Raw genomic sequence first — 16,787 nt, forward strand, 5'->3', positions numbered from 1 at the left:
CCCCTAGCTTTTGCAATTTCAAGGATGCCTTTCATGCCGGACGCAACGTCCCTTAGCCCAGCTTTCATGGTGGTTCACGGGAATCGCCTTGATGAATTGCGCAGCCTGGTGATCAGCTTGATGCGGCGCTATCCGCTGGCCCCCCTTGAAAATGAAATCGCCCTGGTACAGAGCAACGGCATTGCCCAATGGCTCAAGCTCGCACTGGCCGAAGACCCGGAAGACGATGATTCCGGTGGCTGCGGTATTGCGGCTGCCATTGATGTGCAACTGCCGGGCAGTTTCATGTGGCAACTTTATCGAACGGTCCTGGGACGCGACGAAATTCCGGCCAAGTCCCTGCTGGATAAGGCTCCGCTAACCTGGCGCCTGATGCGTCTGCTGCCGCAGTTGATTGAGCAGCCTCATTTTGAACCTCTGCGCCGATTCCTTACCCAAGACACCGACTTGCGCAAGCGCTATCAACTGTCCGAGCGTCTTGCCGATCTGTTCGACCAGTACCAGGTCTACCGGGCCGACTGGCTTGAGGATTGGGCGGAAGGTCGACACCAGACCAGAAATGTCCGAGGTGAAATCAAGCCGCTTGCACCGGCAAATTGCTGGCAAGCGGAGCTGTGGCGAGCCTTGCTGCTGGATGTGGGAGAGCAAGGCATGGCGCAAAGCCGTGCCGGCGTTCATCAGCGCTACATCGAGCGTATCAACAGTCTGGAAGTCGCTCCGAAAGGCCTGCCCGCACGGGTCATCGTGTTTGGTATTTCGTCGTTGCCTGCCCAGGTACTGGAGGCGCTCGCCGGCCTTTCCCGGTTCAGCCAGGTTCTGCTCTGCGTGCATAACCCGTGTCGCCATCATTGGGCGGACATCGTCGCCGACAAGGATTTGCTGCGTCACCAATACAAGCGCCAGGCACGCAAGGCTGGCATGCCCGTCGTCCTCGATCCGCAAACCCTGCATCAACATGCCCATCCGTTATTGGCCGCCTGGGGCAAGCAAGGGCGCGACTATATCAACCTGCTCGACAGCTACGATGACCCGAACAGCTATCGCTCGGTATTTCGCGATGGGCGAATCGACCTGTTCACCGATGGGACCCCCACGACCCTTCTCAGCCAGTTGCAGGATGACATCCTGGAGCTGCGCCCCCTGGACGAAACCCGGGAACACTGGCCTGTCGTCGATACAGAGCGAGACGGCTCGATTCGCTTTCATGTGGCCCATGGCGCCCAGCGTGAAGTCGAAATTCTCCACGACCAATTGCTGGCCCACTTCAGTGCGGATCCGACCCTGCGCCCACGGGATATCATCGTCATGGTCCCGGACATCGACAGTTATGCACCGCACATTCGCGCAGTGTTCGGCCAGCTCGACAGGAGCGACCCGCGGTTCATTCCCTTCACGCTGACCGACCAGGGCCAGCGTGGACGTGATCCACTGCTGATCGCCGTCGAGCATTTGCTCAAGCTGCCGGACAGTCGTTTCCCGGTCAGCGAAATCCTCGATCTGCTGGATGTCCCGGCGTTACGCGAACGGTTTGGCATCGATGAGGCCGACCTGCCGACACTGCACCGCTGGATCGAAGGAGCAGGCATTCGCTGGGGGATGAGCGCCGAACACCGTGCCGGGTTGGGCCTGCCTGCCGAGCTTGAGCAGAACAGTTGGCATTTCGGCTTGCGTCGCATGTTGCTGGGGTATGCCGTCGGCAGTTCGAGCGCTTATGAGGGCATTGAGCCCTATGACGAAATCGGGGGCCTGGATGCGGCGTTGATCGGTCCCCTGGTTGCTTTGCTGGATGCCCTGGAAGTTGCCCATCAGGAACTCACCCGGCCGGCATCGCCGCAGCAATGGGGTTCACGCCTGCAAGATCTGATGCAGCTGTTTTTCCAGGCAAGCAACGAGCATGACGACTATTTGCTGGCCCAACTCGAAGACTTGCGTGAAACCTGGCTGGAAACCTGTGAGTCGGTGGGACTGCACGATGAATTGCCGCTGACGGTGGTGCGAGAGGCGTGGTTGGCCGGACTGGATCAGGGGCGACTGTCCCAGCGTTTCCTGGCCGGCGCAGTCAACTTCTGTACCTTGATGCCGATGCGCGCGATCCCCTTCAAGCTGGTGTGCCTGCTGGGAATGAATGATGGTGATTACCCACGAGCCCAGCCGCCGTTGGACTTCGACCTGATGGGCGGCGATTATCGTCCGGGCGATCGTTCCCGCCGTGAGGACGACCGCTACCTGCTGTTGGAAGCGCTGCTTTCTGCTCGGGAAAAGCTGTACATCAGTTGGGTGGGGCGCAGTATTCGCGACAACAGCGAGCGCCCGGCATCGGTGTTGATCGGCCAACTGCGCGATCATCTCGCCAGTGGCTGGCGGTTGGCAGATGACGGCAAGCCTCTTCTCGATGCCCTGACCCAGGAGCATCCGTTGCAACCGTTCAGTGCACGTTATTTCCATCAAGGTGACGAGCTGTTCAGTTACGCCAGCGAATGGCGGATGCTCCATGACGCTTGTGATCAAACCGATAAAAACCGGATGCTGGAGCCCTATGTTCAGGAAGAGCCCTTGGGCCTCGGGCAGTTGCAGGACTTCCTGCGCAATCCTGTCCGCCATTTCTTCAGTCAGCGGTTGAAGGTGTTCTTCGAGGCCATCGAAGCGCCTTTGGCCGATGACGAACCTTTTGTGCTCGATGCGCTGCAACGCTACAGCCTGAGTGACAGTCTGCTCGAGGCCGCCCTGGTACGCCTGGACCAGCCGGATCTTGCCCTCACCGCCCACGCCAAAAGACTGCAGAACAGTGGTCTGTTACCCATGGCCGGTTTCGGTGAGTGCATGCAGCGTGAATTGATTGAACCCCTGCCGGATCTGCTCCAGCGTTACCAACAGCTTCTGGCGTTATGGCCGACACCGTCGGTCAGCGCTGTGCCAGTCAGCCTGCAATTGCAGGGAGTGAATGTCGAGGGCTGGCTCAGTGGTTTGCATCAGCGTTCCGACGGTGCGGTCCTCGCCATCACGGCCATACCCAACAGCATTGGCTCCACCAAGACCCGTAAGTGGCATCGCTTGATACGGCCTTGGGTCAACCATCTCGTGGCCTGCGCTAATGGCTTGTCGTTGACGACGGCGCTGGTGGCCAGTGATGACAGCTTGCTGCTGGCACCTTTTGACGAGCCTGTCGCACAAAGGCTACTGGGCGACATGCTGCTGGCTTGGCAGACCGGTATGCGCCAGCCGCTACCAATCGCGGTGAAGACGGCTTTCGCCTGGCTCGGCCAGACTGATCCGGACAAGGCCGAAGCGGCGGCTCGCAAAGCCTATGAGGGCGATGGACAGACGTTTGAAGGCGAACGGCGGGAAAGTCCGGCGTTGGCTCGACAGTTTCCTGATTTCGATGCCTTGATGGCTGACGAAACATTCCCCGATTGGTGCGATGCGCTTTACCGGCCGTTGCTCGAAGCCCCATGGCGTTCATTGGTCGGCGAGGAAGCCCGTTCATGAGTCGACAGACACCATTGGCCTTGGCTTTCCCGCTACATGGTAGCCAACTGATCGAGGCCAGCGCCGGTACCGGCAAGACCTTCACCATCTCGGCGTTGTACCTGCGTCTGGTGCTGGGGCATGGCGGTTCGGCGTCCGGCTTTGGCCGCGAGTTGCTTCCACCGCAAATCCTGGTAGTGACCTTCACGGACGCTGCCACCAAAGAGTTGCGTGAACGAATTCGCACCCGTCTGGCCGAAGCCGCACGCTTCTTCCGTGACGAAATTCCCGCCCCGGATTCGCTGATCGTTGCGTTGCGCGACGAGTTCAACGCCGACCAATGGCCTGGCTGCGCGAACCGGCTGGACATCGCTGCGCAGTGGATGGACGAAGCGGCCGTCTCGACCATCCACAGTTGGTGCCAGCGCATGTTGCGTGAGCACGCCTTCGACAGCGGTAGCTTGTTCACCCAGACCCTGGAAACCGACCACAGCGAATTGCTGGGCGAGGTGCTGCGCGATTATTGGCGGTTGTTCTGCTATTCGATGCAAGGCGAGGCGCTGAGCTGGGTGCGTACCCATTGGGGAGGGCCTGCTGCGCTGTTGCCGCGGGTACGAGGCTTGTTTTCCAGCGAGCGTGGCGATGGTGACGGGCTTGAGCCTGCCGAACTCATCGCCGCGGCCTTGCAGGAGCGCAGTGCCGCCTTGCTCGATCTCAAGGCGCCGTGGCGGCAATGGGCGGTGGAACTGTTGCAGATATGCCAGCAAGGCGTGGCCAGCAAGTCTGTCGACGGGCGCAAGATGCAGGCGCGTTACTTCGAACCGTGGTTTCAGAAAATCACTGCCTGGGTCGATGACGAAAGCCTTGAGCTGTTGGACATCGGCACCGGGTTCTCGCGGTTGACGCCCGAGGGCATGGCCGAAGCCTGGAAAGGTGACGTGCCCAACCATCCCGGGCTGGACGCCATGGCCAGTCTCAAGGCCAGCCTGGATGCGTTGCCCACGCCAGATGCCGCCGTATTGCAGCATGCCGCGCAATGGGTCGGGGCGCGCTTCGAGGCAGAGAAGCGTCGCCGCGCCGAGATGGGCTTCGATGACATGCTGCTGCGCCTCGACGCGGCCCTGCAGGCCGACGGAGGCGAGCGTCTGGCGAGCCTGATCCGCGAGCAGTTTCCGGTAGCGCTGATCGATGAGTTCCAGGACACCGACCCGGTTCAATACCGGATCTTCGAAAGCATCTACCGTATCGAAGATAACGACCCCGGGACCGGACTTTTCCTGATCGGCGATCCGAAGCAGGCGATCTACGCGTTTCGCGGTGCCGACATCTATACCTACCTGCGCGCTCGCGAAGCCACTGCTGGCAGGCTGCACACGCTGGGCACGAATTTCCGTTCCAGCCATGCCATGGTCGGTGCGGTAAACCATGTTTTCCAGAATGCCGAGTCCCGCCCGAAGGGGCGTGGGGCCTTTCTGTTCCGTGAACCTTCGGGCGAGAACCCGGTGCCGTTCCTGTCCGTTGAATCCCAGGGACGCAAGGAGTCCTTGCGGGTCGCAGGGCAGGTGGTCGCGGCGCTGAACATCTGGCACCTGTCGTCGGAGCAGCCGCTTTCCGGTGCGGTGTATCGACAATCCATGGCGGCCGCTTGCGCCAGTGAGATCACGGCGTTGCTCAACGGCGGCCAGTCAGGACGCGATGGCTTCACGGTCGATGGAAAAGTGCTGCGAGGCGTGCGCCCGGCAGATATCGCCATCCTGGTGCGCGATGGTAAAGAAGCGCAGGCGGTGCGAGACGCGTTGTCCGCGCGAGGCGTGCGCAGTGTCTATCTGTCCGACAAGGATTCGGTCTTTGCCTCGCAGGAAGCGCGTGATTTGCTTGTCTGGCTCAAGGCCTGTGCCGAGCCGGATGCCGAACGACCACTACGGGCGGCTCTGGCCAGCATCACGTTGAATCTGTCGCTGACGGAACTGGAGCGTCTCAATCAGGATGAGCTGGCCTGGGAAGCCCGGGTCATGCAATTCCGCGGTTATCGTACGGTCTGGCGCAGCCAGGGCGTGCTGCCGATGTTGCGGCGCCTGCTGCATGATTTCGAACTGCCCCAGGCCTTGATGGTGCGCAGCGATGGCGAGCGGGTGCTGACCAACTTGTTGCACCTTTGCGAACTGTTGCAGCAGGCAGCCGGTGAACTGGATGGCGAACAAGCCTTGATCCGGCATTTGTCCGAGCACCTGGCCTTGTCCGGGCAGGCGGGAGAAGAGCAGATCCTGCGCCTGGAAAGCGATGAGCAACTGGTCAAGGTGGTCACGATCCACAAGTCCAAGGGCCTCGAATATCCGTTGGTCTTCTTGCCCTTCATCTGCTCGACGAAACCGGTGGACGGCAGTCGACTGCCATTGCACTACCACGATGAGGCCAACAAGGCGCAGATCAGCCTCAAGCCCACTGCCGAATTGATCGCCAAGGCCGATGACGAGCGTCTGGCTGAGGATCTGCGGCTTCTCTACGTGGCTCTGACCCGTGCACAACATGCCTGCTGGCTAGGTGTCGCGGATCTCAAGCGGGGCAGCAACAATCGCTCGATCCTCCATGTGTCCGCGTTGGGGTATCTATTGGGCGGTGGTGCACCGCTGACCGAGTCGGTGGAGTTGAGGCGTTGGCTGGAAGACCTGCAACAAGGCAGCGACGCGGTGAGCTACCAGCCAATGCCCGAAGCCACCGACGAGCACTACCGGCCCCCGCGCAACGAAGCCGTGTTGCTTGAGCCCTTGGTGCCCTTGCGAAAAGCCAGCGAGAACTGGTGGATCGCGTCCTACAGTGCCTTACGCATCAGCGAAAGCCTGAGCGAAGGCAGCGATACCGCGCCAGAGAGTCCGCAGGCCCAGAAACTGTTCGACGATGAACGACTGGATCCGGACGCTCCCAGGGAGACTATCGCTATCGGTGGCGACATCCACCGCTTTCCCCGTGGCCCCAACCCCGGCACTTTCCTGCATGGTCTGCTGGAGTGGGCCGCAGGGGAGGGCTTTTCATCGGCGCCAGCGGATATCGAGGATGCCATTGCCCGACGCTGCAATCGCCGAGGCTGGAAAGGCTGGATCACCACGCTGAGCGATTGGCTGCAGCACCTGATCAAGATGCCCATGCACGTCGGCAACGACCAGGCGCCAGTGGTGCTCGAAGACCTGAGCCAATTCCAGGTCGAAATGGAGTTCTGGTTCGCCAGCCACAAGGTCGATGTGCAAAAGCTCGACCAGCTGGTTTGCCGGTTCACCCATGGCGGTGTGGCCCGAGTTGCAGCGGAGCCGGTGCTGCTCAATGGCATGTTCAAGGGCTTCATCGATTTGACGTTCGAGCACGACGGTCGGTACTACGTGGCCGATTACAAATCCAACTGGCTGGGTGTCGATGACATGGCCTACACCGTACCGGCCATGGAACAGTCGATCCTGGACCATCGCTACGACCTGCAATACGTGCTGTACCTGTTGGCCCTGCATCGCCAGCTCAAGGCACGGCTCCCCGATTACGACTACGACCGGCATGTCGGCGGCGCGTTGTATCTGTTCCTTCGCGGAACCCGCTCAGCCAGTCAGGGTGTGTATTTCGCCAAGCCGCCACGGGCATTGATCGAACAATTGGATCGTCTGTTCCAAGGGGCGCCCGAACCCAAGGCCGAGCCGGCGTGGGTACAGGGAGAATTGCTATGAGTCGTTCTTTTGCCGACCTGCTGCCCAAGTCGTCCGACGACGAAAGCCTGGTGGAGTTGGCGCCCTTGAGCCGTGCGCAGGACCTGCTGTTGTTACTGACGCGCTGGGTCGAGCGCGGCTGGTTGCGCGCCCTGGACAAGGCCTTCGTGGCGTTCCTCCATGAACTGGCACCCGACGATGATCCATTGGTCCTGCTCGCCGCTGCGTTGACCAGTCATCAACTGGGTCACGGGCATGTTTGCCTGGATGTGTTCGAGACCCTCAAGGAGCCGGATTTTGCTCTGTCCCTGCCTCCCGAGGGTGACCTGCAGACGGGTGTGATGCTGCTGCCATCGCAAATATTGGCGACACTGGACGGCGTCCATTGGTGCAAGGTCCTGGCGTCCAGTCGTCTGGTGGCCCTGGCCGTGGATGGGAGCGAAGAGGCGCAGCAACGTCCGTTGGTGCTGTCTGGCAAACGTCTTTATCTGCGCCGCTACTGGGGTTATGAACGGCGGATCGATGAAGCGTTGCGTCAACGGCTTATCGAGCATGAAGCGGCGCCCGGCGACCTGCGCGAGCGTTTGGACGGGTTGTTCGGGCCGGCCAATGCCAGCGGCCCGATCGATTGGCAGAAACTGGCCTGCGCGCTGGCAACCCGCGGGTCCTTCAGCATCGTGACCGGCGGCCCGGGCACCGGCAAGACCACGACCGTTGTGCGCCTGCTGGCCCTGCTCCAGGCACCGGCCGTCGAGGCCGGGAAGCCGCTGCGGATTCGCCTGGCCGCGCCCACTGGCAAGGCGGCGGCGCGCCTGACCGAGTCCATCAGCCAGCAGGTCCGGACCCTGGATGTGGACGACGCGGTGCGCGAACGGATTCCCTGCGACGTCACGACAGTCCATCGTTTGCTGGGCAGCCGCCCTGGCACCCGGCATTTTCGCCACCATGCAGGCAATCGCTTGCCACTGGATGTGTTGGTGGTCGATGAAGCGTCGATGATCGACCTGGAGATGATGGCCAATCTGCTGGATGCTCTGCCGGCCCATGCACGGTTGGTATTGCTGGGGGACAAGGACCAGTTGGCCTCTGTAGAAGCCGGTGCGGTGCTCGGGGATTTGTGTCGAGACGCCGAGGAGGGCTGGTACAGCCCCCGGACCCGAGCCTGGCTTGAGTCGGTCAGCGGTGAAAACCTGGCGGCCGGTGACCTGCAACAGGACCTCGACGGCACTCATCCCCTGGCACAGCAAGTGGTCATGCTCAGGCATTCCCGGCGCTTCGGCGAAGGCAGCGGGATCGGTCAGCTGGCTCGCTGGGTCAACCAGCAGCAGCCTGAAAAAGCCCGTCAGTTGCTGGAGCAAGGGCAGCATGCCGATCTGTCTTCCCTGAAGTTGGCGAATGAACACGACACGAAACTGGAGAAGCTGTTACTCGACGGCAAGCCAGATGGGTCCCAGGGGTATCGGCATTACCTGAACCTGCTACGGCAGCGACGCCCGGCCATTTCTCGCCCGCTGGAAGACCGTTGCTGGACCGATTGGGCCCGGGAAGTCCTGGCGGCCTTCGACGAATTCCAATTGCTTTGCGCGGTGCGCAAAGGTCCGTGGGGCGTCGAAGGACTGAACCTGCGAATCACCGCCGCCTTGCTCAAGGCACGCCTTATCGATAGCGATCATCAGTGGTACGAAGGACGCCCGGTGCTGATGACCCGCAACGACTATGGGCTGGGGCTGATGAACGGCGATATCGGTATCGCCCTCAAGTTGCCCGAGCGTGACGGGCCTGATGCTGGAAAACAGGTTCTGCGGGTCGCTTTCCCGCGCAACGACGGTCAGGGCGGTGTGCGTTTCGTCCTGCCCAGCCGCCTGAATGATGTGGAAACCGTGTATGCCATGACGGTGCACAAATCCCAGGGCTCGGAATTCACCCATACCGCGTTGATCCTCCCGGATGCGCTGAACCCGGTATTGACCAAGGAGTTGGTGTACACCGCCATTACCCGGGGCAAGCAATGGTTCAGCCTGATAGAGCCGCGAGCGGGGGTGTTTGAGGAGGCGGTGCGGCGCAAGGTCAAGCGCTTGAGCGGGCTGATGTTGGAACTGGAGGGTGATGACTGAATGATCAGCTTTCGTGATTCAATGCTGGAGTCACGATTTTGGCTGTTTTCTGTCAGATATGTCCGTAGGGCGCCGGCTCGCTGGCTTTTTGGCACTGTGCTATCGTTCCGACACTTATCGTATTACCTAGAGATTTTCCATGAAAGTGGCGGTTCGGGAGGCTGTGCGCAGCAAGGACTGGGGGCATTATCTGCTTGCCGGTCTTCTGTGGTTGCTGTCGCCTATGGTGCTTGCCGAAGACCCGTCCTCCACGAGTCGGGCTGAACAGCGGGCCGAATCGGTCACTCAAGTCGTCTTGGGCATTCTCAGCTACGCGCGCTGGCCAGTAGAGCCTGCGCAGTTGCAACTGTGCATCGTCGGCCCGACTCAATACACCGACGACCTGGTCAAGGGCACCACTCAGGCCACCGGTCGACCGGTGACCGTGCAGCGATTGCTGGCCGATCACCCCAACATCGCCACGGACTGCAACGCCGTCTACATCGGCAGGCTGACCAGCGACGAGCGTACTCGTCTGTTTGACTCCCTGATCGGCAAGCCCGTGTTGAGCATCAGCGAAGGCGGTGACCAGTGCACCGTGGGGAGCCTGTTCTGTCTGCGGGTCGGTGATGAGCAGGTATCGTTCGAGGTCAACCTCGACTCGGTAGCGCGCAGTGGCGTGCGTATCCATCCCAGCGTTCTGCAGCTTTCCCGTCGCAGGCCGGCAGTACCATGAGCCTGTCCAAATCGCGGGTCCGTCCCACCCTGGGCTCGGTCATCGGGCGCGGCCACCTGATTGTCGCGTTGGTGGCGATCACCATGGCCAGTGTTTCCCTGACGTTGCTGGGTGTGCTTGCGTTGCGGGTCTACGCCGATCACAACCTGCACCTGATCGCCCGCTCGATCAATTACACCGTGGAAGCGGCCGTGGTATTCGATGACGCGGCGGCGGCCACCGAGGCGCTGGCGTTGATTGCCTCCACCGAGGAGGTCGCCGATGCCCAAGTGTTCAATGAGCACGGCCGCCTGTTGGCGCGCTGGAAACGTCCGGATACCGGTTTATTGTCGGAACTGGAAATGCACATTGCCAAGGCGTTTTTGGAAAAGCCCATCAGTCTGCCGATCGTTCATCAAGGGCGGAACATCGGCAGCATTCTATTGGCAGGGCATGGTGGCAGCCTGTTGCGCTTTTTGCTCAGCGGTCTGGCGGGGATCATTTTGTGCACGGCGGTGAGTGCCTGGGTAGCGTTGTACCTGGCGCGACGTCAGCTGCGGGCGATCACCGGACCATTGCGCAGCCTGGCCGAAGTGGCCCACGCGGCACGCAGCGAGCGGGCCCTGGATCGGCGCGTGCCGCCGGCCGCCATCGCCGAACTGGATAACCTGGCCAATGACTTCAATGCACTGCTCGACGAACTGGAGTCCTGGCAGACTCACCTGCAAAGCGAAAACGAAACCCTGGCACACCAGGCCAGTCACGACAGCTTGACCGGCTTGCCGAACCGGGCGTTTTTCGAGGGCCGGCTGATCCGCGCCTTGCGCAACGCCAGCAAGCTCAACGAGCAAGTGGCCGTGTTGTACCTCGACAGCGACCGGTTCAAGGGCATCAACGACAATTTCGGTCATGCTGCCGGTGACGCGGTGCTGACGGCCGTGGCAACCCGGGTCCGGGCACAGTTGCGTGAAGACGACTTGGTCGCACGCCTGGGAGGCGATGAATTCGCCGTGCTGCTGGCACCTCTGCACAAGGCCGAGGACGCCGAGCGGATCGCTGAAAAAATCATCGCCAGCATGGAAATGCCGATTCAACTGCCTGGCAATGCTTCAGTGCTGACGTCCCTCAGTATCGGCATTGCCGTTTACCCCGATGATGGTGCGACACCGGGCACCCTTCTCCATGCCGCCGATGCGGCGATGTACCAAGCCAAACGCCTCGCCCGAGGCGGTCAACATACGGCGGAGTCGGATCACTCCGTCGCTGATCTTCAAACCAGGAGCTGACTCGTGCGTTCATATCCTTCATTTTCCCTGCGCTGGTTCGCGGCGTTTTTGTTGCTGGCCGTCCTGGCCATGAGCGGTTGCCAGACGGCACCGCAGAAGGGCCTGACCCCGGCGCAAATCGCCGTACTCAAGCAACAAGGGTTCGAATTGACTGACGATGGCTGGGCGTTCGGCCTGTCGGGCAAGGTCCTGTTCGGCAGCGACGTGGAAAACCTCAACCCGGCCAGCACCGAAATCGTCGAGCGTATCGGCAAGGCACTGCTGGGGGCGGGAATCCAGCGGGTACGCGTCGATGGTCATACCGACGCATCGGGCTCCCAGGCCTACAACGAACAACTGTCGATGCGGCGGGCCGCCAGCGTGAGCAAGGTGCTGACAGCCGTTGGCATGCGCGAAGAGAACGTCCAACTGCGCGGCCTGGGCAGCAGCAAACCAGTCGCCTCCAACGACACCGCCAGCGGCCGCACCGAAAACCGCCGTGTCGCCATTGTGGTCATCGCCGACTAGTCGGCGAACACCATCTCCCGGCTGTCACCCATCAGCAGTGGCTGGTTCTGTTCAGTCACTTCGCGAATGTAATCCCACAACAACGTAATCCTCTTCAGCTTCCTCAAGTCCTCCCGGCAGTACATCCAGAACTGCCGGGTGACGGTGATGTCCTCCGGCAGGACCGGCAACAGCCGTGGGTCCTGGGCGGCGAGGAAGCAGGGCAGGATTGCCAGCGAGCGTCCTTGCTGCGCTGCCACGAATTGCGCGATCACGCTGGTGCTGCGCAGGTGGGCATTGGCGCCGGGTAGTACGTTGGCCAGGTAGAGCAACTCGGAACTGAACGCCAGGTCATCCACGTAGCTGATGAACGAGTGCTTGCTCAAGTCGGCCGGGCGCCGGATGGGTGGGTGGTTGTCCAGGTATTGCTGGGTGGCATAGAGCTGCAGCCGGTAGTCGCACAATTTGCAGCATACATATGGGCCATGTTCGGGGCGTTCGAGGGCGATGACGATGTCGGCTTCGCGCTTGGAGAGGCTGATGAAGTGCGGCAGCGGGAGGATGTCTACCGAAATGGCCGGGTAGGCGTCGACGAAGTGGCTCAGTTGCGGGGTGATGAAGAAGCTGCCGAAGCCTTCGGTGCAGCCCATGCGCACGTGGCCGGACAGTGCGACGCCAGAGCCTGAAACCTGCTCGCAGGCCATGTGCAGGGTGCTTTCGATCGATTCGGCGTAACCCAGCAGGCGTTGGCCTTCGGCCGTCAGGACAAAACCGTTGGTCCGGGATTTCTCGAACAGCAGCGTGCCCAACGAGGCTTCCAGCGAGCTGATGCGTCGCGACACCGTGGTGTAGTCGACGGCCAGGCGCTTGGCGGCAGTGCTGGCCTTGCGGGTGCGGGCCACTTCTAGGAAAAACTTGAGGTCGTCCCAATTCAGCGACCCCAGGGAGGTGATGTTTTTTTGCATGTTGGACCGGCTTTTATGTGCATTCTTATTAGAAGTTTGCACATCTATACTCCAAAAACCGTCTCATCACCAAGGTGTCTATGTACCTTGGTCCCAGCGCTCTCTATAAGAACAATCCCGGAGGCCAGCATGAACGTTTCCCTTACGCCCAGCGACACCACCCTGCAAACCGTCAGACTGTTGATCGATGGCGAGTGGGTTGAATCCCAATCCAGCGAATGGCACGACATCGTCAACCCGGCCACCCAGCAGGTGTTGGCAAAGGTTCCGTTCGCCACGGCCTCGGAAGTCGATGCCGCCATCGCCGCTGCCCAGCGTGCTTTCCAGACCTGGAAACTGACGCCCATCGGCGCGCGGATGCGCATCATGCTCAAGCTCCAGGCATTGATCCGCGAGCACTCCAAGCGCATCGCCGCGGTGCTCAGCGCCGAACAGGGCAAGACCATCGCTGATGCCGAGGGCGATATTTTCCGTGGCCTGGAAGTGGTCGAGCACGCCTGTTCCATCGGCACCCTGCAGATGGGTGAATTTGCCGAGAACGTCGCCGGTGGCGTTGATACCTACACGCTGCGCCAGCCGATTGGTGTGTGCGCGGGCATTACCCCGTTCAACTTCCCGGCAATGATTCCGCTGTGGATGTTCCCGATGGCCATCGCCTGCGGCAATACCTTTGTGCTCAAGCCATCGGAACAGGATCCGCTTTCGACCATGCTTCTGGTGGAACTGGCTATCGAGGCCGGCGTGCCGGCGGGTGTGCTCAATGTGGTGCACGGCGGCAAGGACGTGGTGGACGCGCTCTGCACCCACAAGGACATCAAGGCGGTTTCGTTCGTCGGTTCGACGGCGGTCGGCACCCACGTGTATGACCTGGCGGGTCGTCACGGCAAGCGCGTGCAGTCGATGATGGGCGCCAAGAACCACGCGGTGGTGTTGCCCGATGCCAATCGTGAGCAAACCCTCAACGCCTTGGTCGGCGCCGGTTTCGGCGCGGCGGGCCAGCGTTGCATGGCCACCTCCGTGGTGGTGCTGGTGGGCGCGGCCAAGCAGTGGTTGCCGGAGCTAAAGGCCCTGGCACAGAAGCTCAAGGTCAATGCCGGCAGCGAGCCGGGTACTGACGTCGGCCCGGTGATTTCCAAGCGCGCCAAGGCGCGGATCCTCGAATTGATCGAGAGTGGCGTGCAGCAAGGGGCGAAGCTGGAGCTCGATGGTCGTGGCATCAGCGTGCCGGGCTTCGAGCAGGGCAATTTCGTCGGCCCGACCCTGTTTTCCGGCGTGACCACCGACATGCGTATCTACACCGAAGAAATTTTCGGGCCGGTGCTGGTGGTGCTGGAAGTCGACACCCTGGATCAGGCGATTGCCCTGGTCAACGCCAACCCATTCGGCAACGGCACTGGCCTGTTCACCCAGAGCGGTGCGGCGGCGCGCAAATTCCAGAGTGAAATCGACGTCGGCCAGGTGGGCATCAACATTCCGATCCCGGTGCCGGTGCCGTTCTTCAGCTTCACCGGTTCCCGCGGTTCGAAACTCGGCGACCTCGGTCCGTACGGCAAACAAGTGGTGCAGTTCTACACTCAGACCAAGACCGTGACCGCGCGCTGGTTCGATGATGACAGCGTCAATGACGGTGTGAACACCACCATCAATTTGCGTTAAGGAGCCGGACATGAACATCGCATTTATCGGCCTGGGCAACATGGGCGCCCCCATGGCGCGCAACCTGCTCAAGGCTGGCCATTCGCTGAACTTGTTCGACCTGAACCAGACGGTGCTGGCTGAACTGGCGGCGTTGGGCGGCACGATCAGCGCCTCGCCTCGCGACGCGGCCCAGGGCACTGCGCTGGTGATCACCATGCTGCCGGCCGCCGCTCATGTGCGCAGTGTCTGGCTGGGTGAAGACGGTGTGCTGGCTGGCATCGCCGCCGGCACGCCGGCGGTGGATTGCAGCACCATCGATCCACAAACCGCCCGCGACGTGGCGGCTGCCGCGGCGAAACAAGGGGTGGCGATGGCCGATGCGCCGGTCTCGGGCGGCACCGGCGGTGCGGCGGCGGGCACGTTGACCTTCATGGTTGGTGCCTCGGCCGAGTTGTTCGCCACCTTGCAACCGGTGTTGGCGCAAATGGGCCGTAACATCGTGCACTGTGGCGAAGTCGGCACCGGGCAGATCGCCAAGATCTGCAACAACCTGCTGCTGGGGATTTCCATGGTGGGCGTCAGCGAAGCCATGGCGTTGGGCGATGCCTTGGGGATCGACACCCAGGTGTTGGCCGGCATCATCAACAGTTCAACGGGCCGTTGCTGGAGTTCGGACACCTACAACCCATGGCCCGGCGTGATCGAAACGGCACCGGCGTCCCGTGGCTACACGGGGGGCTTTGGCGCCGACCTGATGCTCAAGGACCTGGGCCTGGCGACCGAAGCCGCGCGGCAGGCCCATCAGCCGGTGGTGCTGGGGGCGGTGGCGCAGCAGTTGTATCAGGCGATGAGCCAGCGGGGCGAGGGCGGCAAGGACTTTTCGGCGATTGTTAACAGCTATCGCAAGCCGCAGTAAGAGCGACGATATCGACGGGCTTTTGTGGCAAGGGCAATTATCTGTGGGAGCAAGGCTTGCTCCGTCGCCACAGAGGCTGCGCAATCTACAAAGTTGTTTTCCGAGAGACCACGTCGGGTGGTCTCTCGGTTTTTTGTTTCAGGCAAAGACGAAATATTTGCGCACGGTCTCGACCACTTCCCACGTGCCTTTCATGCCTGGCTCGACGACGAAGATGTCACCGGCGCGCAGATGGATCGGCGCCATGCCGTCCGGGGTGATGATGCAGTAGCCCTCCTGGAAATGGCAGTACTCCCACTTCACGTAATCCACACGCCATTTGCCGGGTGTGCAGATCCAGGTGCCCATGATCTTGCTGCCGTCTTCGCTGGTGTAGGCGTTGAGGTTGACGGTGTGCGGGTCGCCTTCGAGTTTTTCCCATTTGCAGGCGTCGAGTACGGGCAGCGGATGGGTGTCGCGCAGGACGGTGATGGGTGCGGTCATGTGAGCTCCGAAAGGGGCAGAAGAGAACAGGCACCCTAACGCGCGGCATGAGCGGGTAGATGTCTGTGGTCGACACCGGGCTATCCAGAAGCGCGCATCAATCGGCCAGATGCCGAGCCAGGGCCGTGGCGTAGGCCGGCAAACCGTCGAAGTTGCGGGCGCACAGCAGCAACGCCCGGTGCGCCCAGGCTTCTTGCAACGTGACACATTGATACGAAGGCTCGGGTGGGCGCCGGTCGATGGTAGCCTTCGGCACGATGGCAATGCCTGCACCATGGGCCACCATGCGAATCATCCCGTCGAAACCATCGGCACGAATGCGCACTTGCATGCGTGAGCCGATGTGCAGGGCCTGCTCTTCCAGGTGGATCGCCAAGGCGCTGGATGCGTTCAGGCCGACATAATCGTGGCTGAGGGTCTCGCTGAAACGTACGGCGCGACCGTCAGCCAGGGGGTGTCCGGTCGGTAGGATCAATACCAGTGGATCGTCGCGAAAAGGCCAGGTCTGAAGGCCCTCGGTGTCCACTGCGTCGGAAACGATCCCCAGGTCCGCCGCGCCTTGGCGCAGCGCATGGGTGATCCGTGAGCTGGGCAATTCCTGCAGGTCAATGTCGAGGTTGGGATGGGCCTGGAGAAAGCCGGCCAGCAGCTCGGGCAGGTATTCGGTCATGGCGCTGGTGTTGCACAGCAGCCGCACCCGGCCTTTGACGCCCTTGGCGTATTCGGCCAGGTCCTGTCGCAGGTGTTCGGCCTGTTGCAGCAGGACCCGGGCGTGCTCGGCCAGGGCTTTGCCCGCGGGAGTGGGCGTTACACCACGCCGCCCCCGTTCAAGCAGGTCGATGCCCAGGGACGCTTCCATGGCTCGCACTCGTGCGCTGGCCGCGGCCAGGGACAAATGGCTGCTAGCCGCACCGGCGGTGATGTTGCCGGTGTCGAGAATGTTCAGGTAGAGGCGCAGGTCGGTGAGGTCGAAGTGCATGGGCGGGGATCCTGTCTCAAGTGCTGTGGCGCCTGGTTTATCGTCATCGCGAGCAAGCTCGCTCCCACATGGGAT

The 16,787-nt window shown here is 61.7% G+C and carries 11 protein-coding genes; 8 read left to right on the forward strand and 3 right to left on the reverse strand.

Annotated features, from left to right (window positions below; all coding sequences use genetic code 11):
• Positions 1-33: 33 nt before the first annotated feature.
• The 6 genes from recC to KI235_RS03660 all read left to right on the forward strand — a co-directional run bounded on the left by recC (position 34) and on the right by KI235_RS03660 (position 11,752).
• Positions 34-3,486 carry an exodeoxyribonuclease V subunit gamma gene (recC, locus tag KI235_RS03635; protein ID WP_003197523.1) on the forward strand — a complete coding sequence of 1,151 codons (3,453 nt, stop codon included), beginning with the start codon at positions 34-36 and terminating at the stop codon, positions 3,484-3,486.
• Positions 3,483-7,172, forward strand: a complete 3,690-nt coding sequence (recB, locus tag KI235_RS03640) for an exodeoxyribonuclease V subunit beta (protein WP_003197524.1) — start codon at positions 3,483-3,485, stop codon at positions 7,170-7,172. Before recC ends, recB begins: the two co-directional genes overlap by 4 nt.
• On the forward strand, positions 7,169-9,265 hold the full coding sequence (gene recD / locus KI235_RS03645) for an exodeoxyribonuclease V subunit alpha (protein WP_003197526.1): 2,097 nt from the start codon (positions 7,169-7,171) through the stop codon (positions 9,263-9,265). The genes recB and recD overlap by 4 nt, the downstream gene beginning before the upstream one ends.
• A gap of 139 nt (positions 9,266-9,404) precedes the next feature.
• Complete coding sequence (locus tag KI235_RS03650) at positions 9,405-9,980, forward strand: YfiR family protein (protein WP_013692183.1); 576 nt, start codon at positions 9,405-9,407, stop codon at positions 9,978-9,980.
• Complete coding sequence (locus KI235_RS03655; RefSeq protein WP_003197529.1) at positions 9,977-11,245, forward strand: diguanylate cyclase; 1,269 nt, start codon at positions 9,977-9,979, stop codon at positions 11,243-11,245. The genes KI235_RS03650 and KI235_RS03655 overlap by 4 nt, the downstream gene beginning before the upstream one ends.
• A gap of 69 nt (positions 11,246-11,314) precedes the next feature.
• A complete protein-coding gene (locus KI235_RS03660) occupies positions 11,315-11,752 on the forward strand; it encodes an OmpA family protein (protein ID WP_223470346.1) in 438 nt (145 codons plus the stop codon).
• Here KI235_RS03660 and KI235_RS03665 read toward each other — a convergent pair.
• Complete coding sequence (locus KI235_RS03665) at positions 11,749-12,696, reverse strand: LysR family transcriptional regulator (protein ID WP_003197534.1); 948 nt, start codon at positions 12,694-12,696, stop codon at positions 11,749-11,751. The genes KI235_RS03660 and KI235_RS03665 overlap by 4 nt on opposite strands.
• A gap of 129 nt (positions 12,697-12,825) precedes the next feature.
• Here KI235_RS03665 and KI235_RS03670 point away from each other — a divergent pair, with 129 nt between their 5' ends.
• Both KI235_RS03670 and mmsB read left to right on the forward strand, forming a co-directional pair.
• Complete coding sequence (locus tag KI235_RS03670) at positions 12,826-14,352, forward strand: CoA-acylating methylmalonate-semialdehyde dehydrogenase (protein WP_003197536.1); 1,527 nt, start codon at positions 12,826-12,828, stop codon at positions 14,350-14,352.
• Between the two features lie 10 nt (positions 14,353-14,362).
• Positions 14,363-15,250, forward strand: coding sequence for a 3-hydroxyisobutyrate dehydrogenase (gene mmsB, locus KI235_RS03675; protein ID WP_003197538.1), 888 nt, complete (start codon positions 14,363-14,365; stop codon positions 15,248-15,250).
• A 138-nt stretch (positions 15,251-15,388) separates the two neighbouring features.
• Here the strand turns inward: mmsB and KI235_RS03680 are convergent, their stop codons facing one another.
• Together KI235_RS03680 and KI235_RS03685 are read right to left on the reverse strand one after the other, a co-directional pair.
• The gene (locus KI235_RS03680; protein WP_003197542.1) at positions 15,389-15,733 is read right to left on the reverse strand and encodes a cupin domain-containing protein; all 345 of its coding nucleotides are present in this window, start codon (positions 15,731-15,733) and stop codon (positions 15,389-15,391) included.
• 97 nt (positions 15,734-15,830) lie between these two features.
• Positions 15,831-16,712 (reverse strand): LysR substrate-binding domain-containing protein, encoded by an 882-nt coding sequence (locus tag KI235_RS03685; protein WP_027912109.1) that lies wholly within the window; start codon positions 16,710-16,712, stop codon positions 15,831-15,833.
• Positions 16,713-16,787: the final 75 nt, after the last annotated feature.

Source organism: Pseudomonas sp. St386 (assembly GCF_018325865.1).
Taxonomy (GTDB): Bacteria; Pseudomonadota; Gammaproteobacteria; order Pseudomonadales; family Pseudomonadaceae; genus Aquipseudomonas; species Aquipseudomonas brassicacearum.

Coding starts and splice junctions, on each gene's coding strand:
- recC (WP_003197523.1), top strand. CDS start 34: ATGCCGGACGCAACGTCCCTTAGCCCAGCTTTCATGGTGGTTCACGGG.
- recB (WP_003197524.1), top strand. CDS start 3,483: ATGAGTCGACAGACACCATTGGCCTTGGCTTTCCCGCTACATGGTAGC.
- recD (WP_003197526.1), top strand. CDS start 7,169: ATGAGTCGTTCTTTTGCCGACCTGCTGCCCAAGTCGTCCGACGACGAA.
- KI235_RS03650 (WP_013692183.1), top strand. CDS start 9,405: ATGAAAGTGGCGGTTCGGGAGGCTGTGCGCAGCAAGGACTGGGGGCAT.
- KI235_RS03655 (WP_003197529.1), top strand. CDS start 9,977: ATGAGCCTGTCCAAATCGCGGGTCCGTCCCACCCTGGGCTCGGTCATC.
- KI235_RS03660 (WP_223470346.1), top strand. CDS start 11,315: ATGAGCGGTTGCCAGACGGCACCGCAGAAGGGCCTGACCCCGGCGCAA.
- KI235_RS03665 (WP_003197534.1), bottom strand. CDS start 12,696: ATGCAAAAAAACATCACCTCCCTGGGGTCGCTGAATTGGGACGACCTC.
- KI235_RS03670 (WP_003197536.1), top strand. CDS start 12,826: ATGAACGTTTCCCTTACGCCCAGCGACACCACCCTGCAAACCGTCAGA.
- mmsB (WP_003197538.1), top strand. CDS start 14,363: ATGAACATCGCATTTATCGGCCTGGGCAACATGGGCGCCCCCATGGCG.
- KI235_RS03680 (WP_003197542.1), bottom strand. CDS start 15,733: ATGACCGCACCCATCACCGTCCTGCGCGACACCCATCCGCTGCCCGTA.
- KI235_RS03685 (WP_027912109.1), bottom strand. CDS start 16,712: ATGCACTTCGACCTCACCGACCTGCGCCTCTACCTGAACATTCTCGAC.